This is a genomic window from Micromonospora sp. NPDC051543 (assembly GCF_044454415.1).
Taxonomy (GTDB): Bacteria; Actinomycetota; Actinomycetes; order Mycobacteriales; family Micromonosporaceae; genus Micromonospora.
On record NZ_JBITDT010000007.1, the window covers coordinates 223,941 to 248,619 of the forward strand.

30 protein-coding genes are annotated in these 24,679 nt (G+C 70.7%); 14 read left to right on the forward strand and 16 right to left on the reverse strand.

Annotated elements, in window-relative coordinates; genetic code table 11:
- Positions 1-43 precede the first annotated feature (43 nt).
- The 4 genes from ACIA3K_RS15200 to ACIA3K_RS15215 all read left to right on the forward strand — a co-directional run bounded on the left by ACIA3K_RS15200 (position 44) and on the right by ACIA3K_RS15215 (position 1,973).
- Entirely contained in the window at positions 44-457 is a 414-nt protein-coding gene (locus ACIA3K_RS15200; protein WP_396801559.1) for a hypothetical protein, read from the forward strand.
- 84 nt (positions 458-541) lie between these two features.
- On the forward strand, positions 542-892 hold the full coding sequence (locus tag ACIA3K_RS15205; RefSeq protein ID WP_396801561.1) for a nuclear transport factor 2 family protein: 351 nt from the start codon (positions 542-544) through the stop codon (positions 890-892).
- Positions 893-914: 22 nt separating this feature from the next.
- Positions 915-1,484, forward strand: coding sequence for a kinase (locus ACIA3K_RS15210; protein WP_396801562.1), 570 nt, complete (start codon positions 915-917; stop codon positions 1,482-1,484).
- Positions 1,485-1,586: 102 nt separating this feature from the next.
- A complete protein-coding gene (locus tag ACIA3K_RS15215; RefSeq protein WP_396801564.1) occupies positions 1,587-1,973 on the forward strand; it encodes a hypothetical protein in 387 nt (128 codons plus the stop codon).
- A gap of 45 nt (positions 1,974-2,018) precedes the next feature.
- Here ACIA3K_RS15215 and ACIA3K_RS15220 read toward each other — a convergent pair whose 3' ends face one another.
- A complete protein-coding gene (locus ACIA3K_RS15220) occupies positions 2,019-2,468 on the reverse strand; it encodes a hypothetical protein (RefSeq protein WP_396801566.1) in 450 nt (149 codons plus the stop codon).
- Between the two features lie 120 nt (positions 2,469-2,588).
- Between ACIA3K_RS15220 and ACIA3K_RS15225 the strand changes: the two genes are divergently transcribed.
- Positions 2,589-3,812, forward strand: a complete 1,224-nt coding sequence (locus ACIA3K_RS15225) for an aromatic acid exporter family protein (RefSeq protein ID WP_396801567.1) — start codon at positions 2,589-2,591, stop codon at positions 3,810-3,812.
- Here ACIA3K_RS15225 and ACIA3K_RS15230 read toward each other — a convergent pair.
- Complete coding sequence (locus ACIA3K_RS15230; RefSeq protein ID WP_396801569.1) at positions 3,795-4,220, reverse strand: VOC family protein; 426 nt, start codon at positions 4,218-4,220, stop codon at positions 3,795-3,797. The genes ACIA3K_RS15225 and ACIA3K_RS15230 overlap by 18 nt on opposite strands.
- A 137-nt stretch (positions 4,221-4,357) precedes the next feature.
- Between ACIA3K_RS15230 and ACIA3K_RS15235 the strand changes: the two genes are divergently transcribed.
- Positions 4,358-6,190, forward strand: a complete 1,833-nt coding sequence (locus ACIA3K_RS15235) for a glycoside hydrolase family 15 protein (RefSeq protein ID WP_396801570.1) — start codon at positions 4,358-4,360, stop codon at positions 6,188-6,190.
- 9 nt (positions 6,191-6,199) lie between these two features.
- Here ACIA3K_RS15235 and ACIA3K_RS15240 read toward each other — a convergent pair whose 3' ends face one another.
- The gene (locus ACIA3K_RS15240) at positions 6,200-7,015 is read right to left on the reverse strand and encodes a DUF72 domain-containing protein (protein WP_396801755.1); all 816 of its coding nucleotides are present in this window, start codon (positions 7,013-7,015) and stop codon (positions 6,200-6,202) included.
- Between the two features lie 133 nt (positions 7,016-7,148).
- On the opposite strand from ACIA3K_RS15240, the gene ACIA3K_RS15245 reads away from it, so the two are divergent.
- Positions 7,149-7,880, forward strand: coding sequence for a Clp protease N-terminal domain-containing protein (locus tag ACIA3K_RS15245; RefSeq protein ID WP_396801572.1), 732 nt, complete (start codon positions 7,149-7,151; stop codon positions 7,878-7,880).
- 9 nt (positions 7,881-7,889) lie between these two features.
- On the opposite strand, the gene ACIA3K_RS15250 is transcribed toward ACIA3K_RS15245, so the two are convergent.
- Both ACIA3K_RS15250 and ACIA3K_RS15255 read right to left on the reverse strand, forming a co-directional pair.
- On the reverse strand, positions 7,890-8,408 hold the full coding sequence (locus tag ACIA3K_RS15250) for a hypothetical protein (RefSeq protein WP_396801574.1): 519 nt from the start codon (positions 8,406-8,408) through the stop codon (positions 7,890-7,892).
- Between the two features lie 137 nt (positions 8,409-8,545).
- Positions 8,546-8,731, reverse strand: coding sequence for a DNA repair protein (locus ACIA3K_RS15255; protein ID WP_396801576.1), 186 nt, complete (start codon positions 8,729-8,731; stop codon positions 8,546-8,548).
- A gap of 149 nt (positions 8,732-8,880) precedes the next feature.
- Here ACIA3K_RS15255 and ACIA3K_RS15260 point away from each other — a divergent pair, with 149 nt between their 5' ends.
- On the forward strand, positions 8,881-9,543 hold the full coding sequence (locus ACIA3K_RS15260; protein ID WP_396801577.1) for a GNAT family N-acetyltransferase: 663 nt from the start codon (positions 8,881-8,883) through the stop codon (positions 9,541-9,543).
- A gap of 220 nt (positions 9,544-9,763) precedes the next feature.
- Here ACIA3K_RS15260 and ACIA3K_RS15265 read toward each other — a convergent pair whose 3' ends face one another.
- The 4 genes from ACIA3K_RS15265 to ACIA3K_RS15280 all read right to left on the reverse strand — a co-directional run bounded on the left by ACIA3K_RS15265 (position 9,764) and on the right by ACIA3K_RS15280 (position 13,034).
- Complete coding sequence (locus ACIA3K_RS15265; protein ID WP_396801578.1) at positions 9,764-10,462, reverse strand: TetR/AcrR family transcriptional regulator; 699 nt, start codon at positions 10,460-10,462, stop codon at positions 9,764-9,766.
- Complete coding sequence (locus ACIA3K_RS15270; protein WP_396801580.1) at positions 10,425-10,919, reverse strand: thiol-disulfide oxidoreductase DCC family protein; 495 nt, start codon at positions 10,917-10,919, stop codon at positions 10,425-10,427. The genes ACIA3K_RS15265 and ACIA3K_RS15270 overlap by 38 nt, the downstream gene beginning before the upstream one ends.
- On the reverse strand, positions 10,916-11,476 hold the full coding sequence (locus ACIA3K_RS15275) for a hypothetical protein (protein ID WP_396801581.1): 561 nt from the start codon (positions 11,474-11,476) through the stop codon (positions 10,916-10,918). Before ACIA3K_RS15275 ends, ACIA3K_RS15270 begins: the two co-directional genes overlap by 4 nt.
- Before the next feature lie 103 nt (positions 11,477-11,579).
- Entirely contained in the window at positions 11,580-13,034 is a 1,455-nt protein-coding gene (locus ACIA3K_RS15280) for a glycoside hydrolase family 3 protein (RefSeq protein WP_396801583.1), read from the reverse strand.
- 165 nt (positions 13,035-13,199) lie between these two features.
- On the opposite strand from ACIA3K_RS15280, the gene ACIA3K_RS15285 reads away from it, so the two are divergent.
- Positions 13,200-14,375, forward strand: a complete 1,176-nt coding sequence (locus ACIA3K_RS15285) for an ROK family protein (RefSeq protein ID WP_396801584.1) — start codon at positions 13,200-13,202, stop codon at positions 14,373-14,375.
- Between the two features lie 82 nt (positions 14,376-14,457).
- Here ACIA3K_RS15285 and ACIA3K_RS15290 read toward each other — a convergent pair whose 3' ends face one another.
- A complete protein-coding gene (locus tag ACIA3K_RS15290; protein ID WP_396801585.1) occupies positions 14,458-15,471 on the reverse strand; it encodes an ABC transporter permease in 1,014 nt (337 codons plus the stop codon).
- Complete coding sequence (locus tag ACIA3K_RS15295; RefSeq protein WP_396801587.1) at positions 15,468-16,478, reverse strand: ABC transporter ATP-binding protein; 1,011 nt, start codon at positions 16,476-16,478, stop codon at positions 15,468-15,470. Before ACIA3K_RS15295 ends, ACIA3K_RS15290 begins: the two co-directional genes overlap by 4 nt.
- 131 nt (positions 16,479-16,609) lie before the next feature.
- On the opposite strand from ACIA3K_RS15295, the gene ACIA3K_RS15300 reads away from it, so the two are divergent.
- A complete protein-coding gene (locus tag ACIA3K_RS15300; protein ID WP_396801589.1) occupies positions 16,610-17,452 on the forward strand; it encodes an ABC transporter ATP-binding protein in 843 nt (280 codons plus the stop codon).
- A gap of 10 nt (positions 17,453-17,462) precedes the next feature.
- The gene (locus tag ACIA3K_RS15305) at positions 17,463-18,359 is read left to right on the forward strand and encodes a ribokinase (protein ID WP_396801756.1); all 897 of its coding nucleotides are present in this window, start codon (positions 17,463-17,465) and stop codon (positions 18,357-18,359) included.
- A gap of 80 nt (positions 18,360-18,439) precedes the next feature.
- Here the strand turns inward: ACIA3K_RS15305 and ACIA3K_RS15310 are convergent, their stop codons facing one another.
- From ACIA3K_RS15310 to ACIA3K_RS15325, 4 genes are all read right to left on the reverse strand, one after another.
- Complete coding sequence (locus ACIA3K_RS15310; RefSeq protein WP_396801590.1) at positions 18,440-19,333, reverse strand: JmjC domain-containing protein; 894 nt, start codon at positions 19,331-19,333, stop codon at positions 18,440-18,442.
- A 34-nt stretch (positions 19,334-19,367) separates the two neighbouring features.
- The gene (locus ACIA3K_RS15315; protein ID WP_396801592.1) at positions 19,368-19,817 is read right to left on the reverse strand and encodes a hypothetical protein; all 450 of its coding nucleotides are present in this window, start codon (positions 19,815-19,817) and stop codon (positions 19,368-19,370) included.
- Positions 19,818-19,871: 54 nt separating this feature from the next.
- Entirely contained in the window at positions 19,872-20,117 is a 246-nt protein-coding gene (locus ACIA3K_RS15320) for a DUF397 domain-containing protein (protein ID WP_396801593.1), read from the reverse strand.
- A 131-nt stretch (positions 20,118-20,248) separates the two neighbouring features.
- Complete coding sequence (locus tag ACIA3K_RS15325) at positions 20,249-20,605, reverse strand: hypothetical protein (protein ID WP_396801594.1); 357 nt, start codon at positions 20,603-20,605, stop codon at positions 20,249-20,251.
- A 592-nt stretch (positions 20,606-21,197) separates the two neighbouring features.
- Here ACIA3K_RS15325 and ACIA3K_RS15330 point away from each other — a divergent pair.
- Positions 21,198-22,058 (forward strand): helix-turn-helix domain-containing protein, encoded by an 861-nt coding sequence (locus ACIA3K_RS15330; RefSeq protein WP_396801595.1) that lies wholly within the window; start codon positions 21,198-21,200, stop codon positions 22,056-22,058.
- 2 nt (positions 22,059-22,060) lie between these two features.
- A complete protein-coding gene (locus ACIA3K_RS15335) occupies positions 22,061-22,252 on the forward strand; it encodes a DUF397 domain-containing protein (protein WP_396801596.1) in 192 nt (63 codons plus the stop codon).
- 70 nt (positions 22,253-22,322) lie between these two features.
- Here the strand turns inward: ACIA3K_RS15335 and ACIA3K_RS15340 are convergent, their stop codons facing one another.
- On the reverse strand, positions 22,323-23,051 hold the full coding sequence (locus ACIA3K_RS15340; RefSeq protein ID WP_357127484.1) for a hypothetical protein: 729 nt from the start codon (positions 23,049-23,051) through the stop codon (positions 22,323-22,325).
- A 90-nt stretch (positions 23,052-23,141) separates the two neighbouring features.
- Here ACIA3K_RS15340 and ACIA3K_RS15345 point away from each other — a divergent pair, with 90 nt between their 5' ends.
- Positions 23,142-24,668: an alpha/beta hydrolase gene (locus tag ACIA3K_RS15345; protein WP_396801597.1), complete on the forward strand. Its 1,527-nt coding sequence runs from the start codon at positions 23,142-23,144 to the stop codon at positions 24,666-24,668.
- Positions 24,669-24,679: the final 11 nt, after the last annotated feature.

Below are 24,679 nucleotides of genomic sequence, written 5' to 3' on the forward strand. Positions count from 1 at the left end.
CGGTGGCTGCCGACGCCACCTCCCCAACAGCTGGGCTGGGCCGGTGTTCATCACCGTGTCACAGCGGTGCAGGCAATGCGGCCGCCGCATGCATGCCGAGCGCCGGGCGGAAGGGGCGCCCCGGCACCGCGTCGTCGTCCTGCACTGCGACGGTTGCGGTGCGGCGACCAACGCGCGCTATGAGCTGTGGCCGGTCATGGTGCCGGCCGCCCTGGTGGACAACTGCTTCGGTCTACCGCTGTGGCTGCAGACCCCGTGCGCCGGCCACACGTTGTGGGCCTTCAACCCACGCCACCTCGCTTACCTCAAGGAGTTCCTGCGGGCCGGGCTTCGAGAACGGCACAGCACGGCGAACGCCTCAGTGGTGTCCCGACTGCCCGGTTGGCTGAAACAGGCCAAGCACCGAGGCGAGGCCCTGGGCGCGGTGGAGCGTCTTGAACGACTGCTCCCGCGTTGAGGTCCTCCAGGACCGGGATTCGGGCTCTTCTGCCGACAGCGAAGAGGACGTGGTGAGGTCTCGTCCACCGGTCATGCTGGCTGGATGAACTCGCCGGCACAGGCCCTGCTCACCAACCTCTACGCGGCCTTCAACGAGCGTGACGTCCCCGCCCTGCTGGCAGTCCTGGCACCGGACGTCTCCTGGCCCAACGGTTGGGAAGGAGGCGTGATCCACGGCCGGGAGATGGTGGCTGCCTACTGGCGTCGACAGTGGGAGCAGATCGAACCCACCGTTACGCCGACCGCGTTCAGTACGGAGGCCGACGGCCGTATTGCCGTCACCGTTCATCAGGTGGTACATGACAAGGTCGGAAAGAAAGTCGCCGACCGCACCGTCACGCATGTGTATCGCTTCGACAGGGGGTTGGTGACCGAGATGGAGATCCGGGAGTGACGTAAGGAGCCGAGGAGGCATCGTGGTCGCTGACCCCATTGGCAGCCCGGACACGATCCTCGTCTGCATTCGGGGGAACTCCGGCTCGGGCAAGAGCAGCATCGGTCGTGAGCTACGACGCCGGCATGGCCGGGGCTGTGCTCTCGTCGAGCAGGACTACCTGCGCCGCATCCTGCTGCGCGAGCGCGACAGGCCCGGCGGGGCGGCGCCGGCGTTGATCGGGCAGACCGTGCGGTTCGCGCTGGACCACGGCTATCACGTGGTCATGGAAGGCATCATGCACACCAGTCGCTACCGGGGCATGCTGACCGCGCTGCGGGACGGCCACCGTGGTCGGTCGCTGTTCTGCTACCTCGACGTGTCGCTGGCCGAGACCCTGCGCCGGCACCTCACCCGTCCGCAGGTCAGTGAGTTCACCGCCGAGCACATGAGCGGCTGGTACGCCGCTCACGACGTCCTGGGCTGGCCTGACGAACTCGTCCTGCCCGAGACGACCAGCCTGGACGAGGCCGTCGAGGCCATCGCCGCTGCGGCCGGGCTACCCCAGACCGGATGCGACGACGACCCGCCTCCGAACGTGCGCTACTCGTAGAGCAGATCAGCCGGCAACCGGTGTTGTCGTTCGCCGCACCGCTGCCACCTGTGACAGCATCGACCGTGTTGAACGAAGGTGAACCGCTTCACTGGAGTGCGTATGGCGCTGGGTCCCGTACTGGTGATTGGTCTTGATCCCGAACGGATCCCGGGCTGGGATCCGGCGCCGGTGGTGGCGGCGATAGCACGTGGTCAGGCCCGTTTCGTCGAGCACGGCGTCGACGCCGATCTGTGCCTGGTGGCACCCGACGACGACGCCGAGTCCGCTGTCGTTGAGGCATTGAAACGTAGGGACTATGCCTGTGTGGTGGTCGGTGGTGGCCTCCGCAAGCACGAGCCGTTGCTCGTGCTCTTCGAGAAGGTGGTGAACCTCGTCCGGCAATGGGCACCCGGCGCGGCGATCGCTTTCAACGGCAGCCCGGTGGACACTGCCGACGCCGCGCTGCGGTGGCTGCCCCGCGATGCGGGCGAGCGTCGTACCCCTTGACGTGGTGAGCCGTCCGCCGTACTCGTGAAGTTGCCCCCAGCGCTCTCAGGCCTTGGCGAACCTCGTGGTGAGTCGTGCGGTCGCCTTGACCTCGTACTTCAGGTGGTAGCCGGCGGCGATCACCATCGCCTCGGCGACCTTCGCCGCGTGTTCGTGGCCCTTGACGGCGGCGTTGGCGGCCAGGTCGACCGGCTGCCCGGTGGCGAGACTGCCGGCCAGGGCGAGCAGCCGTTGGTCGTCGGCGGACAGGTGCTCGACCGCCGGTAGCGCGAGCAGTGCGGGCCAGTCGCGGATCACCGCCACCTGGATGTCGTGGCCGTCGTCGTACTCGGGGATCTGCACGACCTCGACCAGATCGGCGAAGCCGGGTTGGTCCGGGAACTTGGTGAAGGTCAACAGGTGTACGGCGGCCTTCTCGGTGTCGGAACGGCCGACCCAGGCGCCGGCGCGGATCAGCGTACGCAGGCTGTCGGGGCTGAACTCGGAGGTGGACATGGCAGTGCCTCCTTTGCCGAGGGAATCCTCGTTGTCAAGTACAGCAGACCTCGACAAGCATGGATCCCAAGCGATTGGCGCAGCCGGGATAGGTTTCCGCGCTCCGGGTATGCGGCGCGGATGTGTGCCCACCAGGAGTCGGCGGACCACCGGGAGGCCCGCTTCGACCGCCTACGGGCGTGGGCGCAACGGGCGCTGCGCACGCGTGCCTGGCGGCTGCGCCTGTTCGGGCTGCTCGCGGTGCAGGCCGGCATCGCCGCGGCGATCGCCTGGTTCGTGGCGTACCAGTTCTTGAAGAACCCTTCCCCGGTCCTGGCGCCGACGACGGCTGTCGGCATCGTGGCGGCCTCGATGGGGTCGCGCCTGCGGCGCACCATCGAGCTGCTGGTCGGGGTGACCCTGGGGCTGGCGGTCGGTGACGTGCTGATGCCGTTCTTCGGCATCGGGTTCTGGCAGACCGGTGTGGTCGTCGTGCTGGCGATCGGGGTCGCCATCCTGCTCAAGGGTGGTGGTTCGCTGCTGACCCAGGCCGGCGGCACGGCGGTGCTGATCGCCACCCTGGAGCCGCCGCTACGCGACCTGTCCGTCCCCCGTTTCGTCGACGCGGCGGTCGGTGGGCTGGTCGGTCTGGGGGTCGGTCTGCTGCTGGTGCCCATTCATCCGCAGCGGACGCTGCTGCGGCTGGCCGAGCCGGTGGTCGGGCCGGCGGCCGACATCATGCACGATCTGGCGACGTCGCTGCGTAGGCGCGATCTCGGGGACGCCGAACGGAGCCTGCGCGGGTTGCGGGAGCTCGATCCCCGCCTGAGCGCTCTCAACGACGGGCTCAGCGCCGCCCAGGAGGTGACGCGGCTGGCGCCCCTGCGGTGGCGCGAGCGCGACTCCCTGGACTTCCACACGACGGCGATCCGGCACCTGGAGCGGAGCCTGCACGGTTGCCGTTCACTGTGTCGGCGACTGACGACCGCGCTGAAGGACGACGAGCCGATTCCCGAGGAGTTTCCGCAGGCCATCGACCTGCTGGCGGACGCGCTGCCAACACTGCGCCGGGCGATCCAGGCCGCTGCGGAGCCCAGCGAGGCGCGCGAGAAGATCCTGGCGGGTGTCGAGCTGGTCGGGCGTGCGCAGGGAGCCGTCCGGGACTCCACCCGCCCGCACATCCATCGTCTCGGCTATTCCGGGTTGGTCGCGGTGGGGGAGTTCCGGGCGGCCGCCCACGATCTGCTGATCGCCAGCGGAATCGAGACCGAGCGGGCGGCGACGCTGGTGCGGCAGGCGGTCGATCAGGACTACCAGGATCTAGCGGCGGAAACGGGGACGCCGAGCTCAGGCCGCCCGGGGTGAGGCGAGGATGTCGAGGTAGTGCGGGTTGGTCATGACGCCCAGCACGTTGCCGAAGGGGTCCACCACCGACGCCGTCACGAAACCAGTGTCTCCGCGAGGCGTGATCGGCTGGTATTCGGTGGCACCCAGAGCCAGGAGCCGTTCCACGGTGGCCTCGAGGTCGTCGACGTGCCAGTGCATGACCGCCCCGCCGGGCCCGCTCGCTGCGCCCGGCGGTGCGTACCGGCGGTCGATGATGCCCAACTCCGCCTGGTAGTCGCCGAGGCGGAACTCGGTGTAGGCGGGACGCCCGTCCGGGCCGGGTCGCGAGAAGTAGGCCTCCTGGCCCAGGAACCGGGCGTACCAGTCGGTGGCCGCCGCCACGTCGTCCGCCCAGATGTTCAGGGTGGCGAATCCGCGCAGGCTCATCCGATGTCCTCTCGTCGATGTCGTCGAACAGTCACGCTAGCGGCGGCCACCGACACCCTCGCCCCGATCTCGGGGCGGCGTTCGTGTAGCGGACGGTTTCCCGGGTAGTCGCCGTCAACCTGACGAGGGGGGTCAGTGTGCAGACGCGATATCCGGGGGTCGAGGAGCACGGCCTGATCGGCGACCTGCAGACCGCCGCGCTGATCAGTAGGGACGGAACGATCGACTGGTTCTGCGCGCCGCGCTTCGACTCGCCGAGCGTCTTCGCCGCCCTGCTCGACCGCGACAAGGGTGGGCACTTCCAGCTCTCGCCCGACGGCATCGAGTATTCGAGCAAGCAGCTCTACCTACCCGGCACGCCCATCCTGATCACCCGCTTCCACAGTGCCGACGGCGTGGGCGAGCTGTTGGACTTCATGCCCGTGACGGGCGAACAGGCCACCGACCGGCACCGGCTGATCCGGCTGGTCCGGATGGTTCGGGGAAGCATGCGGTTCCGCTTCGACTGCCGGCCCCGGTTCAACTACGGGCGAGACCCGTACGAGTTGGAGGTCCATCCGGAGGGCGACGTCTTTCGCAGCTCGACCCTCTCGCTCAGCCTGACCCCGTTCAAGGACGCGAAACGGCTTCTCGGCGACGGGGCGATCCACCGGGACGCGGAGGGCGTCTGCGTTCGTTACGAGTTGCACGAGGGCGACATCGGTGGGGTCGTGCTGGAGACGGCCTGCCCCCACCCACCCCGGGCTCTCACCACGGAAGAGGCCTGCGATCTGCTCGCCGAAACCCGGGACCACTGGCGTCGGTGGGCACTGCGTGCCTCCTACACCGGTCGCTGGCGGGAGATGGTCGAGCGGTCGGCCATGACGCTCAAGCTCATGACGTACGCCCCGACGGGCGCCCTGGTCGCCGCGCCGACGATGGGGTTGCCGGAGCAGATCGGCGGGCCGCGGAACTGGGACTACCGCTACACCTGGATCCGCGATGCCTCGTTCTCGGTGCACGCGCTGCTCAGCGTCGGTTTCACCGAGGAGGCCCAGAGGTATCTGGGCTGGCTCGAAGCACGCATCCGGGACGCCCACGACGGCAACGTGCCGCTGCAGATCATGTACCGCATCGACGGCTCGCCGGACCTCCCCGAAGAGGTGCTGCCGCACCTGGAGGGGTATCGCGGGTCGGCGCCGGTGCGGATCGGCAACGGCGCGGCGGGCCAGCTGCAATTGGACATCTACGGCGAGGCGCTCAACTCGCTGCACCTCGCCGACCAGAGCGGGCTGATGACGTCGTACGAGGGGTGGCGCAAGACGGCCGGCCTGGTGGACTGGCTCTGCGACCACTGGGACCAGCCCGAGGACGGCATCTGGGAGACCCGGTCCGGCCGGGAGGACTTCACCTACGGGCGGATGATGTGTTGGCTCGCGTTCGACCGTGCCATCCGCATCGCGCACAACCGGGGGCGTCCCGCGAGCATCACCCGGTGGGCGGACCAACGCAACGCGGTCTACGAGCAGGTCATAGCTCGGGGATTCCATCCGGGACGGCAGGCCTTCGTGCAGCACTACCGCACCGACATCACCGACGCCTCGCTGCTCGCGATGCCCGGGGTCGGCTTCATCGCGCCGAACGATCCGATGTGGCTGTCGACGTTGCGGGCGATAGACAACGAGTTGGTCTCGGACAGTCTCGTCTACCGCTACGACCCCGAAGCCTCGCCCGACGGGCTGGTCGGCTCCGAGGGCACCTTCAGCATGTGCACCTTCTGGTACGTCCAGGCCCTCGCCCAGTCCGGACGGCTCGACGACGCCCGGTTGACGTTCGAGAAGATGCTGACCTACAGCACACCGTTGGGGCTCTACTCGGAGGAGATCGCCCCCACCGGCGAGCAGATCGGCAACTTCCCGCAGGCGTTCAGTCACCTATCGCTGATCAGCACCGCCCATCACCTCGACGCGCTGCTCGACCGACAGCCGTGACGTGGGTGGTCAGAAGAGGGTCAGCGGCTCGACGGGTATCGGTTCGGGCAGCGGGTCGAGGCCCGGCACGCGGGCGCGTACCTCGTCGTGGAACCGCCGCGCGAGCCGCGGCGCGTCGGCGTTGTCCGGCGTGTGGACGAACATGGTGGGGGAGCGCCCCTCGCGCAGCCAGCCGGCGGTGACCTCGACCCAACGCTGCCACCCCTGCACGGTCCGGGTGTCGTCGTCGCGGCCCAGGTAACGCACGATCGGGCGGTCGGTCAGCGCGACGGACCGCAGCGGCACCCGGGGTTTCTTCATCCAGGCGTCGCGTTCGGCGTCACTTGTCGGCGGGCGGCTGAAGAACGTGGTGGTGTCGAAGGGGATCCATTCGGCCGACGCCCCGGTGAGGGTCTCCTCGAGCAGCCGGGTCGCGCGGGGCTCGGTGAAGAACGCGGGATGGCGGACCTCCACGGCGTAGCGGTGGGAAGCCGGGAGTTGCGCGAGGAACCGGCCGAGCGTGGGTACGTCGGCCGGCGCGAACGACCCCGGCAGTTGAATCCAGAGGGTGTGGACGCGTGGGCCGAGGGGCTCGATCGCGTCCAGGAAGGCGTGCAGCGGCTCGTCGGCGTTGGTGAGTCGACGTTCGTGCGTGACGACCTTGGGCAGCTTGAGGACGAATCGGAAGCCGGCCCCGGTCTGCGCCGCCCAGGATGCCACGGTGTCCCGGGTCGGGGTCGCGTAGAAGGTGGTGTTGCCCTCCACGGCATCGCACCAGCTGGCGTAGTGCCGGAGGCGCTCTCCGGACGGCAGCGAGTGCCCCGGCCACGACCGGTGACTCCACATGGCGCACCCCACGTGCAGACGCATGCCGGCCCCTCCTCCGCTGTGCGGCCGTGCCCACCCTAGCGGGCAGTTCGGCGACCGATGTCGTCAACCAGTGGTTGACGAAGTGCCGGCGTCAACCTATGGTTGACGCATGACCGAACCATTCCAGATGAGCAACCCCGTCAAGCTCGACGACCTGATCCAAGCGATCAAGAAGGCGCACACCGACGCGCTCGACCAGCTCACCGACGCGGTGATCGCCGCGGACCATCTCGGTGAGGTCGCCGACCACCTGATCGGGCACTTCGTCGACCAGGCCCGGCGCTCGGGTGCGTCGTGGACCGACATCGGCCGCAGCATGGGGGTCAGCAAGCAGGCCGCCCAGAAGCGCTTCGTGGCCAAGGGCTCCAGCGACGCGGGGGCGCTCGATCCCAACGCCGGCTTCGGGAGGTTCACCCCCCGCGCCCGCAACGTGGTGATGGCCTCGCAGGAGGAGGCCCGCGCCGCCGGAAGCCCCGAGATCGGCCCCGCGCACCTGGTGCTCGGGCTGCTGGCCGAGCCGGAGGGGTTGGCCGCCCGGGTGCTGGTCGGTCGAGGTGCGACCCCCGAGGCGGTGCGCTCGGCCGTCGGCGCCGTCCTCCCGCCCGCCGGCGGCGACGTCCCCGACCTGATCCCCTACAACGCCGACGGCAAGAAGGCGTTGGAGCTGACCTTCCGGGAGGCGCTGCGCCTCGGGCACAACTACATCGGCACCGAGCACATCCTGCTCGCCCTGCTGGAGCAGGAGGATGGCGCCGGAGTGCTCACCGACCTCGGCCTGGACAAGGCGGCGGTCGAGGCCGACCTGTCCGCCGCCCTCGCCGCCGCCGTCGCTCAGCAGTAGAGACCGGGGTCAGGACGCCTCGGGGAAACCGTAGCGCAGGGCGTGCTCCGGATCGGTCGGGTCGATCTGGCGTACGCCCGCGTCCGCGAGCCGCTTGTTGACCTCGTCGAGCTGCTCGCGGACCAGCCGGGCCTCCTCCTCGGTGACGCGGCCCCGGTGCGGCTTGCCGGCGTGCTCCAGCGTGCCGTAGTCGATCTTTTCGGCGCTCTTGCGGGCCTTGGGCGGGCGGACCCGCTCGGCCGTCTTCAACAACTGCGCCATCGGGACGTCGGTGGCCATCGCGTCGAACTCGCTCGCGGTGAGGACGACCCGTCGGGGCTCGCCCCCGCCGTGCCGGTCGTGGATCTCGACCACCGCCACGTCCAGCGCGGCGTCGTCGATGTTCTCCACCTCGCCCGGGGTGGCGTCGAGCTGCACGGGCCCGGCGACCAGGTCCGGGTGCTCCAGGACGACGATACGAACCACCTCGTCGTCCTGCTGCAGAACGGTTCCGGTGAAGTCGGAGACGTGGATCGTCTTCTTGCCCATGCGCGGAGCTTCTCCTGTCGTAGGCCGGGGTGCCGGACTCCGAAGAAATTACCCGACAGGTGTGCGAAAGCTGGCGCTGGACCTCCTGCGGTGTGTCGTCCCCGACGCCGTTCCCGGCCGGTGCCGCGTCGGTGCGTTCAGCGCCGGTTGAGGCCGTGCCGGCCGGAGCCGGCCGGCAACTCGTTCAGCGTCGCCCAGGGCAGCGCGCCCGTCGTACGGATCATCCGGTACCGCGCCTGTGTGGGCGCGTCCGCGGTCGATCCCTCTGCTCTCCAGAGCCGCGCGGGGTGCTGGTGGAAACGGTCGTTCGGCTGAATCGGCATGCCCATACCGTGGCAGAGAAAGGTGTCCAGGTATGGAAATACCTATGACGGTCAATCTCGGGCGGCGTCCCACGCTGGCGCGATGGTCCGCCCGGTCGAGCCGCCCAGGCGTACGGTGATCACGACGTGTGGGGCGACGGGAGGTACGCATGCTCGACCGGCGGTTGCAGCTGCACCTCGCCTCCTGGCTCGGCCAGTGGCCGGCCGGGCCCGGGCTGCACGTGGTCGCCTCGCGTCGGCGGGCACTGCCGGCCTGGGACGGCCGGCTGCGCCCGGCCCTCGCCGTGGACACCGGTCGGAGCGCCGTGCTCTCCGTCGCGCCGGACCGGGTCGCCGCTGTCCGGGCGTTGATCGAGCGCACGCCGGAACGGATGCTCGCCGCACTGCCGGAGGCCGTCGGGCAGCCCGCCTTCTGCGTACACGACGGCCCCTTCCGCTGGACCCTCTCGCCCGCGCCCCTGCCCGACGTGGGCGAGTGGGTCGCCTCGACGACCCCTGGGCTGCCGCCCTGGCTGCGGCTGTTCGACCGGCCGGTGCTCGTGGTGCGCGATGCCGACGGCGCCTACCTGGCCGGCGCCGCCATCAAGCGCCACGACGCGTACGGGCACGAGCTCGCCGTCGGCACCGCGCCGGCGGCCCGCGGTCGTGGCCTCGCACGTCGGCTGGTGGCGCAGGCGGCGCGGCGGGTCCTGGACGAGGGCGCGGTGCCGACCTACCTGCACGAGAGGGACAACCAGGCCTCGGCCCGGGTGGCGGAGGCGGCGGGCTTCCCGGACCAGGGCTGGCGGGCGTACGGGGTGTATCCGCGCTGAACGGGCTCAGTGCGCGGACCGTGGATCCCGGGCCGGATCCACGGTCCGCAACCTGCCCCCAGGCCCCGGTTCTCTCCGATCGGCCGTGCCATTGACGCGCCGATCCGATATCGATCACGCTACGTATCGAAACTGCAAGCTGCAAGATGCGAGCAGTCGGGTCGGAGTGTCGAATAGTGGACTTGACCTGCTATGACGGCGGGCTGCGCGGACGGTTCGGTCAGTGACGCAGCGTGTGGATCAGGTCGACGACCTGTCGCGTCACCGGGCGGAGCACCCGCAGTCGCGACAACGCCACGAGCCGGTCGACCAGCGGCACCACGCCGTCGATCAGCTGCCGGGTCTTCGCCTGACCCGGTGAGCGATCGTGCACCCAGTAGAGGATGACTCCCATGTACCCCAGCCAGAGCAGTTCCGGCAGTTGATCACGCAACTCCGCGTCGACCTTGGCGGTCGAGCCGGTCAGCACCTCGGCGAACAGGTCGATCGCCGCCAGCCGTGGGCCGGACGACTCGGCGGAGAACGGGCTGAGCGGTGAGGTCGGTTCCGCCGCCGTCTTGAAGAAGGTCGCCGCGAACTCGTGCGACGGGGTCAGCACGTCGATGGCGGCGTGCAGCACCCCCGTCAGCCGGGCGGCGAACGCCTCCTCCCGGTCGAGCACCGGTTGGGCCCTGGCCCGGAGCTCGGCCTGGGACTGCGCGTAGAACTCCTGGATCAGGTGATCCTTGGAGCCGAAGTAGTAGTAGGCGTTGCCCACCGCCACGCCGGCTTCCTGAGCGATCGCCCGCATCGTGGTCTGGGCGTAGCCGCGCTCGCGGAACAGCCGCATCGCGGTGTCCCGGATCAGCTGCCGGGTCTGCTCGCCCCGGACGGTCGCAGGCTCACCCGCAGGCGTCGTCGGCGCAGGTTGCTCGGTCATCGGGGTCACGGTATCCCGCCGGTTCGTCGATCGGCTCGGCCCACGGATCGCGAACCCGCTGTCGAATCGCCGAGGCGGCCGACACCATCTGCCGAGCCAGCGGCAACAGATGCGGCTGGGACAGCCGCTCCGCTGCCGACCGGTGGTCGGCCAGGGCCCAGAGGCAGGCGAACCACGCGCCGTCGCCCGCGTACACCTCACCGGTGTCGGCCACGACGGTCAGGTCGCGCAGCGTCGCGTCGTGGTCCAGGCCGGGAAAGCGCCGCCGGGCCTCGACCGAGCCGGCCGGCACGAACTCCAGGGGTACGAGTTGGGCGCGCGACGAGAGCCACCGGCGCGCGGCCCGACAGAGCGGGCAGTTCGCGTCGAACAGGACGGTGAATGCCCGGATCCCACCACCCCCGAACGCGGTGGGATCCGGAGTCTGGGCGGACCCGCCGACCGGTGCGGCGGTCATCGGGCCGCGGAACCCGCGCCCGGCCCGTCGGCGCCGGGCTGCGTGAGGCCGGGCTGCGTGACGTGCGGCTGTGGTCCGGTCGGGTAGGGGGCCGTCGGGTGTGGCCCGACCGGATAGGCGGCAGCCGGTTGGGGCCCGGCGGGATGTGCGCCGAGGGGTGCCGGCGGCACCGGGAGCCGACCGATCGGGGCGATGGGCGGGTGCGTGGCGAGCTGGCGGAGCCGACTGCGGCGGTAGCGGCCCAGCGCGAAGACGTTGAAGAAGTGCAGCCCGCCGAGGACCAGCAGCACCAGACCGATCTTGAGGGACAGCTCCTCCATCGCCTGGCTCGTCGACCCGACCGCGTCGCGGTGCTTCATGGCGACCGTGACGTAGCCGAGGTTGAGCAGGTAGAAGCCGACCACGAGCAGGCTGTTCACCGCTGCGGCGAGCCGCTCGTCGGCGAACACCTCTTCGAGGAAGACCTGCCCGTTGCGGGACAGCGCCCGCGCCACCCAGATCGTCAGGCCGATGCTGACCGCCAGATAGACCAGGTACATCCAGACCTTCATGTCCATGCGGAAGCCTCCCTTGAACATGTTCAACTGCTGGCGGCATCAGCGTAGATGAGTAATTGAACACGTTCAAGAGTGGGGTGACCCTCGACTGTGGTCGTTCCGGTCAGCCGGCCAGGCCGAGCGCCTCGGCCGCCGCCCGTCCGTTGGCGTGACTCGCGCCGTACGTGGTGACGAACGCCCGTGCGGCGGACGGTCGCCACGTCCCCGGCCAGCCCATCTCCACGACGGTCACCGGATGCGCGGCGGCCAGCGCGTCGATCAGTTCCCGGCCGCCGGGCAGCCGATGCAGGTGCCGCCCGACCAGCACGATCGGTCGTTCCCCGGCCAGCTCACGCACGGCCGCCTGATCGGTCTCGCTGGCCACGACGCGGATCTCGCGTCCACCGTCGAGGTGCGGACCGAGGCCCCACGGCACCCGGCCCTCGGCCATCGTGGACTCGGTGTGCAGCTGCACCACCAGCGGCTGGTCCAGGCCGGTGAGAAGTCCCTCCACCCGCACCGCCCGGCGAGCCGCCGCGTACCCCAGATCGGGGTCGGGGGTGGCCGACGACCGGCCGGCGGCCCGGGTCCAGGCGGCGAGCGCGGCGGCGCGGCCGGCCGCCTCCTCCACCCGCGCGATCGGCAGCCGACCGTCGGCGGTCGCCTCGACGATCTCGGCGGCCACCCGCTCGACCAGGGCGGCGTCGACCTGTGCGCCGATGCAGAGCAGGTCGGCGCCGGCCGACAGCGCCCGTACGGCGGCCGGCCCGACGCCCCCGGCGGCCACCGCCGCGCCCTTCATCTCCAGGGCGTCGGTGATCACCGTGCCGGTGAAGCCGTACTCGCCGCGCAGCAGGTCGACCAGGACGGCCCGGCTGAAGGTCGCCGGCCCTTCGCCGGTCAGCGCCGGCACCCGGATGTGCGCGGTCATCACGGCCTGCGTGCCGGCCGCGACGACCGCGGCGAACGGTGGCAGGTCGCGCTGGCGAAGCAGTTCCAGCGGTACGTCCACCGTGGGCAGCTCGTGGTGGGAGTCGGTGACCGTCGCGCCGTGTCCGGGGAAGTGCTTGGCGCAGGCGGCCACACCGGCGGCCTGGAGGCCACCGACGGCGGCGGCCGAGTGTGCGGCCACCCGCAGCGGGTCGGCGCCGAAGGAGCGGGTGCCGATCACCGGGTTGTCGTCGGCGGTGTTGACATCGACCGTGGGGGCCAGGTTGACGGTGATGCCCAGCGCGGCCAGCTCCGCGCCGATCGACTGGTAGACCCGGCGCGTGAGCGCCACGTCGCCGACCGCGCCGAGGGCTGCGTTGCCGGGGTACGGGCTACCGGTGGCGTGGGCCAGCCGGGTCACGTCGCCACCCTCCTCGTCGATGGCGATCAGCACGTCCGACCGGCCGGCGCGCAGCGCCGCCGTGCTCGCCGCCACCTGCGCGGGGTCGTGCACGTTCGTGCCGAAGAGGGTGTGCCCGGCCAGGCCGTCGGCCACGAGGTCGACCGCCCACTGCGGCGGGACCGCTCCCGGGTACGCGGCGAGCAACGTGCCCAGCGCGAGCCGGCGCAGTCCTGGATCGAGCCCCACGAGATTTCCCCCTTCGCTTCCCGTGGATACGAACGTGTACCCGCGGTGGTCGTCGCCCTGCCGGGTTGGCCGAGCACTCTGCCTCCGGGTGACCGTTACGCTACGGCTACCCGTTCGCAGGTCGGTTTACAGTTAGCAAAGTTTACTAAAACTAGAGGACGTGGCATGAGTGCGACCCGGCTGCCCGGCACCCCCCGCCTGTTGCGGGCGCTCAACGACCGTGCGGCGCTGGAACTGCTCCTCGAGCGGGGACCGCTCACCCGGGCCCGCCTCGGCGAGCTGACCGGCCTGTCCAAGGTCACCGCCTCGCAGCTCGTCGAGCGTCTGGAGGAGCGCGGCCTGGTCAGCCGGGTCGGCGAGCAGGCCGGCGGGCGAGGGCCGAACGCCCAGCTCTACGCCGTACGCGCGAGCAGCGCGCACGTCGTCGGGGTGGACGTCGGGCCGGACCGGGTGGTGGCTGCCTGCGCCGACATCACCGGCGCCGTCATCGGCCGGGTGGAGCAGTCGACGCGGGACACCGACGATCCGGTGGGCGTGGTGCACAACGCCGTGGTGCAGGCCGCCAGCAGCGCCCAGGCGCAGCTCAGCAGCGTCCGACGGATCGTGCTCGGCACGCCGGGCCTGGTCGATCCGCAGACCGGCGACATCACCTTCGCCTTCAACCTGCCGCGCTGGCACAGCGGTCTGCTGGCCGCGCTGCGGGACGACCTGCACACCCCGGTGGTCTTCGAGAACGACGTCAACCTGGCCGCGGTGGCCGAGGCGCAGTCCGGCGCCGCGCAGGGCGTGGCGGACTTCGTCCTGGTCTGGGTGGGTGCCGGTGTCGGCCTGGCGATCATGCTGGGTGGGCGGCTGCACCACGGCAGCAGCGGAGCGGCGGGCGAGATCGGCTACCTGCCGGTGCCCGGCGCGCCCATCCCACGCGATGTCTCGCGGCGCGCGAAGCCCGCCTTCCAGCAGGTGATCGGCGGTGACTCGGTGCGCTCGGTGGCCCGCGAGCACGGCTTCTCCGCGTCGGACGCCGCCGGCGCGGTGCGTGCGGCGGTCGCGGCCGGCGCGGCCGGTGGCCCGATGCTCGACGAGTTGGCCCGCCGGCTCGCGCTCGGCGTGGCCAGCACCTGCGTGGTGCTCGACCCACCGTTGGTCGTGCTGGCCGGCGAGGTCGGCCAGGCCGGTGGCACGGCGCTCGCCGACCGGGTGCAGCGGGAGGTAGCCGCGATCACCCTGGTCCGGCCGCGGGTGGTGCCCACCGGCCTCACCGAGGAGCCGATCCTGCGGGGCGCCCTGCGTACCGCGTTGAACGCCGTCCGTGACGAGGTGTTCGGCTCCACCGTCGGCTGAGCCCGCTGGGGCGGTCATGTGAAGGAATATTTCACCGCTGGCCGCCCGGCTGCAAGCTCTTGCCGCCGGGCGGCCGCCACCCTCAGTTCAGATCACGGCGGCGGAAGGCGGCGAAGGCCAGCACGGTCAACCCACCGGCGACCGCGAGCAGCACCGCCAGCGACGGTCTCCAGGTGAGGGTGTAGAAGCCCTCGCAGGACGTGCCGCTGAAGTTTCGCTGGCAGAGCTGCGAATCCCAGATCCGCACCTCACCACTGAGCCACGCCCCGATGTACGTGGAGAGCATCATCTGTTCCGGCCGTCGGGCGTCGACGATCGCCAGCACCAGCCGGGCGCCGAGCTCCCACACCACCGCGTACGCGGCAACGACCCCGAGCGCCGCCGACGTGTGCCGGCCCAGCGTCGCGATGGCGAAACCCGACGCGGTGGCCAGCAGCACCAGCACCAGGCCACGGACGTGGATGGCGCCCAGCGAACTCCAGAAGTCACCGCCGAGCTGACCGGCCAGCCCGGCGGTCTGCCCGATCACCCAGAAGGTGGCCAGGTAGGCCACCGAGGCCACCACCGCCAGCGCCAACACGGCAGCCAGCAGGGTGCCCAGCTTCGTGCCCAGCACCGTCAACCGGCGTGGCCGCCACAGCAGCAGGTTCACCACCCCACCGGAATTCAGGTCCGCCCCGATGTACGAGGCGCCGACCAGGAAACCGAACAGCACCAGGAACGCGATGAGGAAGAACAGCAGCGGTTTGGCCTGCTCGGCGAAGTTGAACACCCCCGACAGGTAGTCGGACGCGATCGGCAACCGGTCCTGCTGGGCCGGGTCCATGTCCGAACAGTCGGCGGGCAGGTAGTCCTGGGTATCGGGGGTCGAGATCCCGTCCCGCTGGGCCAGGCACTGCTGGTAGCTGACCTCCATGCTCCGCCGCGCCTCGATGGCCTGCTGCCGCGCCGAGGAGAGTTCGTAGGCGCTCGGCCGATGTGACCCGGCCAGCGTGGTCGCGGCCGTGACGCCGAACGCCAGCACCAGCAGGACGATCATGAGCTGCACGAAGCGGCGTGCGGAGAGCCGCTCCAACTCGGCCCGGACCAGGTTCACGCGTCCACTCCCCGAACGTCGAGATCGATCACCGGCGCGCCGTCGGCGTCCACCGGTCGTGCCGCCTCGTCGACCTGACGGGGCACCGACGGGTGCTCCCCGGCCCCGGTCAGCTCCAGGAAGACGCTCTCCAGGTCGGGCCGCAGCGGCGTCAGCTCGGCGACCCACAGATCCTGTTCACCGAGGACGCGGCTGATGACCGTCGGGTCGGTCGCCCCGCCCACCACCAGCGTCTCGCCCTCGACGGCGGCCGCCAGCTCGGCCGCGCGCAGCACGTCGGCGGCGCGCTCGGGCTCGGCCACCCGGACCAGGAACTCGTGCCGGTCGTGACCCGCCAGCACCTCGTCCACCCGGCCGGTGGCCACCCGCCGCCCCCGCGAGATGATCGTGACGTGGTCGCAGATCAGTTGGATCTCGCCCAGGATGTGGCTCGACACCAGCACGGTCACCCCCGCCGCGGCGAGTGACCGCATCAGGTCGCGCATCTCGCGGATGCCCGCCGGATCGAGGCCGTTCGCCGGCTCGTCGAGAATGAGCAGACGCGGATCCTTCAGCAGCGCGGACGCCACCGCGAGGCGCTGCTTCATGCCCAGCGAGTAGCCCTTCACCCGCTCGTCGCCCCGGTCGCGCAGGCCCACCAGCTCCAGCGCCTCGTCCACCCGCGAGATCGACACCCCGCCGGCACGGGCCAGCAGTCGCAGCGTACGACGGCCGGTGAAGTTGCCGAAGAACTGCGGACTCTCCACGATGGCGCCGACCTGCCCCGCCACCCGGGGCAGCAGCTCCGGCGACGGCTCGCCGAACACCGTCATCCGGCCGCTGTCGGCGCGGACCAGCCCGAGCAGGGCACGCAACGTGGTGGTCTTACCCGAGCCGTTGGGCCCCAGGAAACCGTGGATCTGTCCCGCCTCGACCAGCAGGTCGAACCCGTCGACCGCCACCCTCCTGCCGCTGCGCAGACTGCGGAAGGTCTTGCGCAGACCCTCGATCTCGATGACCGCGCTCATCCGCGCGGCGCCAAACCTCGACCGGGCATGGGCCGTCCCTGGGGTGTGGTGATCAACGACACGGTGCTTCACCCTATGGCCAGAGCGCCGCCCGTGGGGGGCGCGCCACTCCTGCGTGGTTGGATGGTCGGGTGACTGGTGACCTGATCCCCGGCGCTGCCGGCGCCGCGCCTGCCGCCGCACCCGTGGACCCGGATCTGGTGGTCAGCCTCGACAGCGTGGGCGTACGCCGCTCCGACAACGCCCTGTTGCAGGACCTGACCTGGCGCGTCGAGCTGGACGAGCGCTGGGTGGTGCTCGGCCCCAACGGCGCGGGCAAGACCACCCTGCTCAACCTGGCCGCCGGCCGGCTGCACCCCACCACCGGCGTCGCGTACGTCCTCGGTGAACGGATCGGCCGCACCGACATCAACGAGCTGCAGACCCGCATCGGGCTCACCACGGCCGCGCTCGCCGCGCGGGTGCCCGCCGACGAGCAGGTCAGCGACGTGGTGGTCACCGCAGCGTGGTCGGTGGTCGGACGCTGGCGGGAGAGCTACGAGCACGGCGACGTCGCGCGGGCCAGGGCGCTGCTCAGCCAGCTCGGCGTCGGCAACCTCGCCGAGCGCCGCTACGGCACCCTCTCCGACGGCGAACGCAAGCGCGTCCAGATCGCCCGGGCGCTGATGACCGACCCGGAGCTACTGCTGCTCGACGAGCCCACCGCCGGGCTCGACCTCGGTGGCCGCGAGGACCTGGTCGGCCGGCTGGCCGAGCTGGCGTACGACCCGGACGCCCCCGCCATGGTGCTCGTCACCCACCACGTGGAGGAGATCCCGCCCGGGTTCACCCACGCGCTGCTGCTGCGCGAGGGCGCGGTCGTCGCCCAGGGCCTCCTGGCCGAGATGTTGACCGGCGACAACCTCTCCAAGACCTTCGGTCTGCCGTTGGTGGTCGAGCGCTCCGGCGACCGCTACACCGCGCGCGCCGCCTGAGCGGGTGACCATGTCGCCGACGCGGGTGGTGGTGGTGGGCAGCGCCAACATGGACCTGGTCGCGATGGCCCCCTCGCTGCCCCGGCCGGGCCAGACCATGCTCGGCACCGACTTCGTGATGGTGCCCGGCGGCAAGGGCGCCAACCAGGCCATCGCCTCCGTCCGGGCCGGCGCCTCCTGCACCTTCCTGGGCGCGATCGGCTCCGACGCGTTCGGCGTGACGCTCCGTGCCCGCATCACGGCGGCGGGCGTGGACACCGGTCACCTGCGGGTGGTTTACGGCACGTCCGGCGTGGCGCTCGTGATGGTGAACGGCCAGGGGGAGAACGCGATCGTCGTCACCCCCGGCGCGAACGACGCGCTGGTCGGCCTCACCGACGAGGAGCTGGCCACGGTACGCGAGGCGGACGTCCTGGTCGCCCAGTTGGAGATCCCGGTGCCCACGGTGACCGCCGCGGCGCTGGCCGCCCGCGCCGCCGGCACCAGGGTCGTCCTCAACGCCGCGCCGGCCCGGGACCTCCCTCCGGAGCTGCTCGAAGCCGTGGACCTGCTCGTCGTCAACGAGGGTGAGGCGCAGGCGTTCACCGGCCGGGGCCGGGACGATCCGAGAGCGCTGCTCGACCTGGTGCCCCGGGCGGTACTCACCCTCGGTGACGCCGGGGCCTGGTACGTCGACCGGGAGGGCGCCGAGGTGCACGTGCCCGCCGTCCGGGTCGACGTGGTCGACTCCACGGCGGCCGGCGACGCGTTCACCGCCGCGCTGGCGGTCGGCTGGGGCGAAGGGCGGGACGTCGTCGACGCCGTGCGCTGGGCGGCAGCGGCCGGCGCGGCCTGCGTACGCAAGCTCGGCGCCTCGGTGGCACTGCCGCAGCGGGCCGAGATCGACGCGCTGTACGCCCCGAGCTGACCCGTCGTCGAGCGTGGGCCCGTACGGGGTGTGCAGGCGAGCGGGCCAGCCTTGATCAGACTGGCCCGCTCGACTTCGGCTCACAGCATGGCGTGGCTGGTTTCCTGCTGAGCAGCGCGCCGCAGCGCCCTCGACATCTCCTCAACGTTCAGCCCGGAGAGGTAGTCGATCAGAAGTGACCGCGTCTGCTCGACTGTCGTGGGCATGGTCGCCGGGTCGAGCCCGGAAGGCGGGATGACGGCGCGGAAGCGGGCGTCGGTGATCGCACTGCCAACCAACCGTTCGGCGACCCAGAGTGGCACGCGCTCCTTCAGCACGAAGGTCAGGTGCACGCTGGTCTCGACGGCATTCCGCGAGTGTGGGTTGTGCACCCAGCCTCGCGGCAGCACGAGGATGTCACCGGGGATCAACTCGACAGTTTGGTACGGGCCATCCTTCTGCCACTGCTTGACCCAGTCGTCCTGCCACAGGTTCGTCGACATCAAGTGGTCGCGGTAGGGCGCGTCGACCTTGGGCTTGAACAGCTCCCAGGTCTTCGTCCCCTGGAGTTGCACCACGATTCCGAGGTACTGGTCCCAGTGGTAGTCGAGGCCCTGCTTGCTCGGCGGTGTGATGAAGGCCGTGACGTATCCCGGGCAGCCGGTCTCTGCCTGGATGCCCGTGCAGACTGCGCTCAGGGGCGGAAACCACCGATTCAACTCGCGGAGCTGGATGGTGCAACCCTGGTCGAGCAGAAGTTGGACGGAGGCTGGGGCAACCCGGTCGTCGGCGGTGAAGCGGGCAGGGTGCAGCCCTTCGCCCCGATGGAACACGTTCACGTAGCTACTCGGCGCGCAGCCGGCGTCGAGGAAGCCTCGGATCATCTGCGCGTTGACTGCTGGTCGGATCGGGCTGCCGCTCGGCAGCTTCAGCGTGTACGGGTACTCGGGCCACTCGCTGAGAGCGGCATTGGCGGCTTGGTGGCCGAGGATCATTTTGAGGGACATGTGCTTCTCCCATGAGCGGAGGTCAGTTCGGTGGGAGGGGGCAAGGCGTCCTGGTGTGGTGGCGGTGCGGGCAGCAGATGACCGCGTACTCGATGGTCTTGTTGCCGCTCAAGCTGAGCGTGTACTGCCAGATGGCATCGGCTCCCCCCTCCAGACCTGAATGGGTGTGCTCGACGCGGGCCGCCTCATTCAGGTAGCTGAGCGCCGGGTCGGGTGGCTGCTGGGCGTAGAGTCCAGTCAGCCAGCCCAGCGCTCCCCGCACGTCGGTCCAGGTCCGCTCCTGCGCCGTCTGAAAGCGGCGCAGAAGGTAATGGCCGGTCTCCAGCGGTGGCACCGTGGCCCGGAGGAACGTGTCGCCCGCCGTGGTGCCGGCGACGCCGGGTCGTCGTTCATGATCGTGCTCGCGGCCGAAGAACTGGTGTGGACCGGTCCACGGCCCGTAACCATGCCAATGCTGCGTCACCAGCGTCATTGTTCCCCCTGACTGTGGGCTGGCCGCGTAGCGCACGCGGCCAGCCCTGGTCGATCAGACGATCTCGCCGGCCTGGTACGCGGCGAAGAAGCTGTCCAACTCGTCGCGGGTGAACCGCAGGGTCGGCGTGTCGGCACCGAGCTTCGAGTCACCCAGGATGACGGCGTCCTCGCTGCCCGGCAGGATGGCGGCCGCGACGCAGCTCTCCATCGTGTTCGTGATGCCGCCTCCGCAGAGCTTGCGCAGGTTCACGCCGGAGGCGTCGACCTCGTACAGGTCGAGCGGCTGATCGATCGCCATGAGACGATCTCCTTTCGGTGTACTGCCATACGGGGATTCGGTCCCCGCACCGGTGGCGCACCTTCACCCCGGTCTGGTCGTCTGCTTTCCATGGGAGGCGGCCAGGCCGGGCGTCTCGGGGTGGGTGGAACCTATGCGCGGCTGGCCCCGTTGGGGCGCTCGGCCGCGTCCTTGCGGAACGGCCCCCAGGACACGAAGCGCACGAACAACTCGCTCGGGCCAGGGCCGTCGTATGGGTTCAAGCGGTAGAGATCCCTGGTGGCCTCGTAGTACAAGCCGGCCAGGTAGATCGTGAGGCCGGGGATGTTGTCCTCGAATTCACGCCTCAGCCTGAGCCTGGCCTCCGGGCAGGGCCACTGCTGGCCATCAGCCCGGCAGAACCACATCGGGCGCAGTGGGGTGTGCGGCTTCTCCTCGCCATGCGCTCGAGGACGGTCCGCCTTCGGGCCACCGAGCGGCGGATGCGTCTGCGTGGTCAGGGCGCTCATGCTTCATCTCCTGCCTGCGGGTCACCAGCTCGGCGGCCAGCGTCCAATTGATCTGCGTCGGCTCGTTCCATAAGGGGCTGAAGGGCGGTATGGGATCGGCAGTAGGTGGCGTCCCACGGCCGGCGATCGGCTGCTCCGGCGCGCTCGCTGCCTGCTCCGGCGCGCTCGCTGCCTGCTTCGGCTTGCGTGCGGTGCGGCAGGAGGGGCACCCACACCGCCTGCCCCCAGGGAAGCGCTTCGAGCGGTGCGGCCTGTGCCTAGGTCGGACCAGGTCGGCATCGTCGCCCACGACGCACCCCTCCTTCCTGGTGAGGGAGCCCAGGCCGCGACCTACCCATCCCCTCCACGACCCGGACCCGAATCCTCGTTGCGGGCCGGTCCACCACGGGGGAAGTGGAACGGCCCCGACGAACCCGCAGCAGCCGATTCACTCTGGAGCAAGTTCGCCTAAGGACACTCTCTGTCGCCGAGCGTGGTCGTGCAATGATTTACGCTGACACATGTCATGGTGGTTGTCCCATTCCTGAGAACCAGCGAGAATCAGTCGCAGGATCGATGGATGGCTTGCTTCAATCTGAGACGAGGAGGCCGGATGCCCCATGCGGGGTCTTCCATACCGCGCAGGCAACTCGGGCGCTATCTGAAGCAGGGCCGCGAAGAGGCCGGACTTTCCCTGGAAGCTGCCGGCGAGGCGCTGGAGTGGTCCCGGTCCACCATGTACCGGATCGAAGGAGGCGGCTCAGCGGTCAAGGCACGCGACGTGATGGCCATGTGCGTGCTGTATGGCTTGTCCGCCGAGATGACCTCGGCGCTGATCGCGCTGGCCGCTGAGACCAAGGCGAACGGCTGGTGGCACGCCTACGGCGACACCTTGCCAACCTGGTTTGAGCTGTACGTCGGAATGGAATCAGCAGCGTCGCGCCTGCGGCACTGGGAGCCGGACTCGCTTCCCGGGCTACTCCAGACGCGGGCCTACGCCGAACACCTGCTTCGGTCGCACCCGGAGCTGAAAGAGCAGGAAGTCGGACGCCTGGTCGAGCTTCGCATGGAGCGCCAGAAGATTTTCAAGCGGAGGCACCCGGAGCCTCCACGCCTGGAGGTCATTGTGGACGAGAGCGTGTTGCGCCGGCCGTTCCCTGCCATGGCGGACCAGCTCAGGCACCTTCACAACCAGGTAGCCGCCGAGATCGCGACGATCCGGATCGTGCCCCGGGACTTGCCGCCAAACTACGCCTTGACCGGCGGTGGTTTCGTCGTGCTGGAATTTCCAACGATCGGAATCCGAACACCGGAGCCCACCACTGTATACAGCGAGTCACTGACCGGCGCTTTGTATCTCGACAAGCCAGCAGAGGTTGCGGCTTACTCTGTGAGGTGGAGAGCGCTCGAAGGTCTGTCGCTCGATGCGGACCGATCGGCCGACCTATTAGCCACGATCGCCAAGGAGATGTAGCAATGAGTAACCTAACCGGAGCCGTGTGGCGCAAGAGCAGCCGCAGTGGGGGCAACGGCGGGCAGTGCGTGGAGGTGGCCGACAACCTCTCCGGCATAGTCGGTGTGCGCGACAGCAAGGACCAGTCCGGCCCGGCACTCACGTTCGAACCGCAAGCCTGGAAGACGTTCGTCAGCTTCGCCAAGCAGTCCTGACGGAACACAGAGAAGGTCCCTCAGCGTGCTGGGGGGCCTTCGTCGTTGCGGGTTGGGCCGGGCGCGCGGGTCAGTCGACCGGTTCGTCGCTCAGCTTCTCGCCCCGCCGACGCAGCATGCCGAGGCCGGGGATGCCGGCCACGGCGAGCTTGAGGTCACGGGTGACGTCGAGCAGGTCGTGCAGGTCGGGCCCGACCCGGTCGAGGGTCGCGAGGATCGGCAGGATGTCGGCGGTCAGGTGCTCCTTGAGCTTTGGCAACTCGTCGATCAGGTGGATCGCCGCCGTGATCTCCTCGTGGCTCAACTCCGCCACGAACCTGTCGGCCATCGGCGCGGCCCGGCGCAGCGCCGGCTCGTACGCCGCCAGCAGTTCGGCCGCCGTGGCCGCGGCCCGCGCGGCCGTGTCCACGGTGACCGCGGCGTTGCCGGCCACCGCGTCGGCCCCGGTGACCACCGTGCCCGCGAGGCGCGCGACCTTGTCGGCCTCGTTCACCACCACGGCGGCGGCCGCGGCCACCTCGGTGGCCGTGTCGACGGCGGTGGTCGCGGCGGCGCTGATCACCGCCACCTCACGGACCGCCGTCTCGGCGTCGGTGAGCACCCCATCGGTCCGGTCCAGGGTCGTCTCGATCCGATCGACCACGCCGTTGATCCTGGCCAGCAGCGCTTCCACCCCGTCCAGAACCGCGAACGCGCGGGCGGGCACGGCGGCGAACGAGGCGGCCGAGCCGAGCGCCTGGTCGAGGGCGGAGCGGGTCAGGCCGACCACGGCGGTTGGTGTGGGGAGGGGAAGCGCCATGGGACCAAGTGTGCGTCGGTCCTGCCACAACCGCTCGTTCGCGGCTGTCGGCCCGGTCCGGTACGGGGTGCTCGGCGGTAGGGTGCCGGCATGTCGGCCGTACCGCCGCGCCACCCACCGAGCACCCGGATCGCCGTCCTGCTCGCCGTGCTCGCGGCGGTCACCGCCGCGCTCGGCACGACGGTGCTGGTACGCGCCGACGCCGGCCTCAGCGTGCGGCAGATCACCGTCGACGGCGTGCCGATGACCGAGGTACGCGCCGGCCCACCGAAGCCGGACGTCCGGCGACCCGGCGTGGTCATCGCACACGGCTTCGCCGGCTCGGCGCGGCTGATGCGTCCGATCGCCGACACCGTCGCCCGTCGCGGAGCGGTCGCGCTGGTGTTCGACTTCGCGGGGCACGGCGGCAACCCGGCCCGGCTCGGTACCGACACGTCGACGCCGACGCTCGCCGCCGACCTGGACATCGCCGTCGGACACCTGCGCGCCCAACCGGACGTGGACCCGACCCAGATCATGCTGGTCGGCCACTCGATGGGCGCCGGCGCGGTGACCCGCTACGCGGCCGGGCATCCCGAGATCGCCCGGACCGTGGCGATCTCGCTGCCCGAGGCCGGCGAGCTGCCCCCCGGTCGGCCGACCGACCTGCTGCTCATCGTGGGCGGCGCGGAGTTCCCGGGGTTCCGGCGGGCAGCCGACGACGCCGCACGGCGGGGCGCGACGGTGGGTCGCCGGCCCGCCGTCGTGGTGCCGGGAGTGGAGCACATCTCGGTGCTCTTCGCCCCGCGTACCCACGAGGAGATCGCCCGCTGGCTGCCCAGCGTGGACGGGGACGGCCCGCCCAGTCCGTTCGCCCGTCTCACCGGCGCGGCGCTGCTCGTGGTCGCGTTCGCCGTCGGACTGGTACCGCTTGCGGCGCTGCTGCTGGGCCGGCGGGCCGCCGTGACGCCCGCTGCCCGCCGGCGGGCTGGCGTGGAGCCGTCGCTGCGGGGTCCCGTCCTGCTCGGGTTGGTCGTGCTCGCGAGCGGTCTCGCCACGGCCGTCGCGGCCATCCTGCCGACCAACCGTCTCCCGCTTGCGGTCGGCGGCTATGTCAGCGGATTCCTGCTGCTCACCGGCCTCCTGACGATCGGCGGGCAACGCTGGCTGCCGGCCGGTACACGGATGCCCGTCGACGCGCAGGTCGGCAGACGGACACCGGCGCGGGTCGCCGTCGCGGCGGTGGCGCTGACGGCGTACGCGATTCTCGCTGTGGCGCTGCCGATCCACCTCGGCCTGACCTCGGCGCGGCCGGTCGGTGCCCGCTGGTGGCTGCTTCCGCTGGTGGTGGGTGCGTGCCTGCTGTTCCTGCTGGGCGTGGAGCAGGTCGCGGCCGGCCGGACGTGGCGTCGCGCGCTGGTCGTCGCGGTCACCGTGGTCGTGCTGAGCACGGCGGCGGTGGTCGGCCTGGCGCCCGGGTTCGTGCTGCTGGTGGTGCCGCTGTTCGCGGTACTGCTCGGCTGGCACGTCGGGTGGGCCGCCGTGCTGCGCCGGTACTCGCCACCGCGCTGGCTGCCGGCCGTCGTCGGCGCCGCCCTGCTGGGCTGGCCGATCGCCACCACCCTGCCGTTGACCTGACCGGCGGCGGT

Excerpts from the sequence above, each read along its gene's own strand:
- ACIA3K_RS15205 (WP_396801561.1), top strand. The coding sequence starts at position 542 with ATGAACTCGCCGGCACAGGCCCTGCTCACCAACCTCTACGCGGCCTTC.
- ACIA3K_RS15215 (WP_396801564.1), top strand. The coding sequence starts at position 1,587 with ATGGCGCTGGGTCCCGTACTGGTGATTGGTCTTGATCCCGAACGGATC.
- ACIA3K_RS15220 (WP_396801566.1), bottom strand. The coding sequence starts at position 2,468 with ATGTCCACCTCCGAGTTCAGCCCCGACAGCCTGCGTACGCTGATCCGC.
- ACIA3K_RS15225 (WP_396801567.1), top strand. The coding sequence starts at position 2,589 with ATGTGTGCCCACCAGGAGTCGGCGGACCACCGGGAGGCCCGCTTCGAC.
- ACIA3K_RS15230 (WP_396801569.1), bottom strand. The coding sequence starts at position 4,220 with ATGAGCCTGCGCGGATTCGCCACCCTGAACATCTGGGCGGACGACGTG.
- ACIA3K_RS15240 (WP_396801755.1), bottom strand. The coding sequence starts at position 7,015 with ATGTGGAGTCACCGGTCGTGGCCGGGGCACTCGCTGCCGTCCGGAGAG.
- ACIA3K_RS15245 (WP_396801572.1), top strand. The coding sequence starts at position 7,149 with ATGACCGAACCATTCCAGATGAGCAACCCCGTCAAGCTCGACGACCTG.
- ACIA3K_RS15250 (WP_396801574.1), bottom strand. The coding sequence starts at position 8,408 with ATGGGCAAGAAGACGATCCACGTCTCCGACTTCACCGGAACCGTTCTG.
- ACIA3K_RS15255 (WP_396801576.1), bottom strand. The coding sequence starts at position 8,731 with ATGCCGATTCAGCCGAACGACCGTTTCCACCAGCACCCCGCGCGGCTC.
- ACIA3K_RS15260 (WP_396801577.1), top strand. The coding sequence starts at position 8,881 with ATGCTCGACCGGCGGTTGCAGCTGCACCTCGCCTCCTGGCTCGGCCAG.
- ACIA3K_RS15265 (WP_396801578.1), bottom strand. The coding sequence starts at position 10,462 with ATGACCGAGCAACCTGCGCCGACGACGCCTGCGGGTGAGCCTGCGACC.
- ACIA3K_RS15270 (WP_396801580.1), bottom strand. The coding sequence starts at position 10,919 with ATGACCGCCGCACCGGTCGGCGGGTCCGCCCAGACTCCGGATCCCACC.
- ACIA3K_RS15275 (WP_396801581.1), bottom strand. The coding sequence starts at position 11,476 with ATGGACATGAAGGTCTGGATGTACCTGGTCTATCTGGCGGTCAGCATC.
- ACIA3K_RS15285 (WP_396801584.1), top strand. The coding sequence starts at position 13,200 with ATGAGTGCGACCCGGCTGCCCGGCACCCCCCGCCTGTTGCGGGCGCTC.
- ACIA3K_RS15295 (WP_396801587.1), bottom strand. The coding sequence starts at position 16,478 with ATGAGCGCGGTCATCGAGATCGAGGGTCTGCGCAAGACCTTCCGCAGT.
- ACIA3K_RS15305 (WP_396801756.1), top strand. The coding sequence starts at position 17,463 with ATGTCGCCGACGCGGGTGGTGGTGGTGGGCAGCGCCAACATGGACCTG.
- ACIA3K_RS15310 (WP_396801590.1), bottom strand. The coding sequence starts at position 19,333 with ATGATCCTCGGCCACCAAGCCGCCAATGCCGCTCTCAGCGAGTGGCCC.
- ACIA3K_RS15315 (WP_396801592.1), bottom strand. The coding sequence starts at position 19,817 with ATGACGCTGGTGACGCAGCATTGGCATGGTTACGGGCCGTGGACCGGT.
- ACIA3K_RS15320 (WP_396801593.1), bottom strand. The coding sequence starts at position 20,117 with ATGGCGATCGATCAGCCGCTCGACCTGTACGAGGTCGACGCCTCCGGC.
- ACIA3K_RS15325 (WP_396801594.1), bottom strand. The coding sequence starts at position 20,605 with ATGAGCGCCCTGACCACGCAGACGCATCCGCCGCTCGGTGGCCCGAAG.
- ACIA3K_RS15330 (WP_396801595.1), top strand. The coding sequence starts at position 21,198 with ATGCCCCATGCGGGGTCTTCCATACCGCGCAGGCAACTCGGGCGCTAT.
- ACIA3K_RS15335 (WP_396801596.1), top strand. The coding sequence starts at position 22,061 with ATGAGTAACCTAACCGGAGCCGTGTGGCGCAAGAGCAGCCGCAGTGGG.
- ACIA3K_RS15340 (WP_357127484.1), bottom strand. The coding sequence starts at position 23,051 with ATGGCGCTTCCCCTCCCCACACCAACCGCCGTGGTCGGCCTGACCCGC.
- ACIA3K_RS15345 (WP_396801597.1), top strand. The coding sequence starts at position 23,142 with ATGTCGGCCGTACCGCCGCGCCACCCACCGAGCACCCGGATCGCCGTC.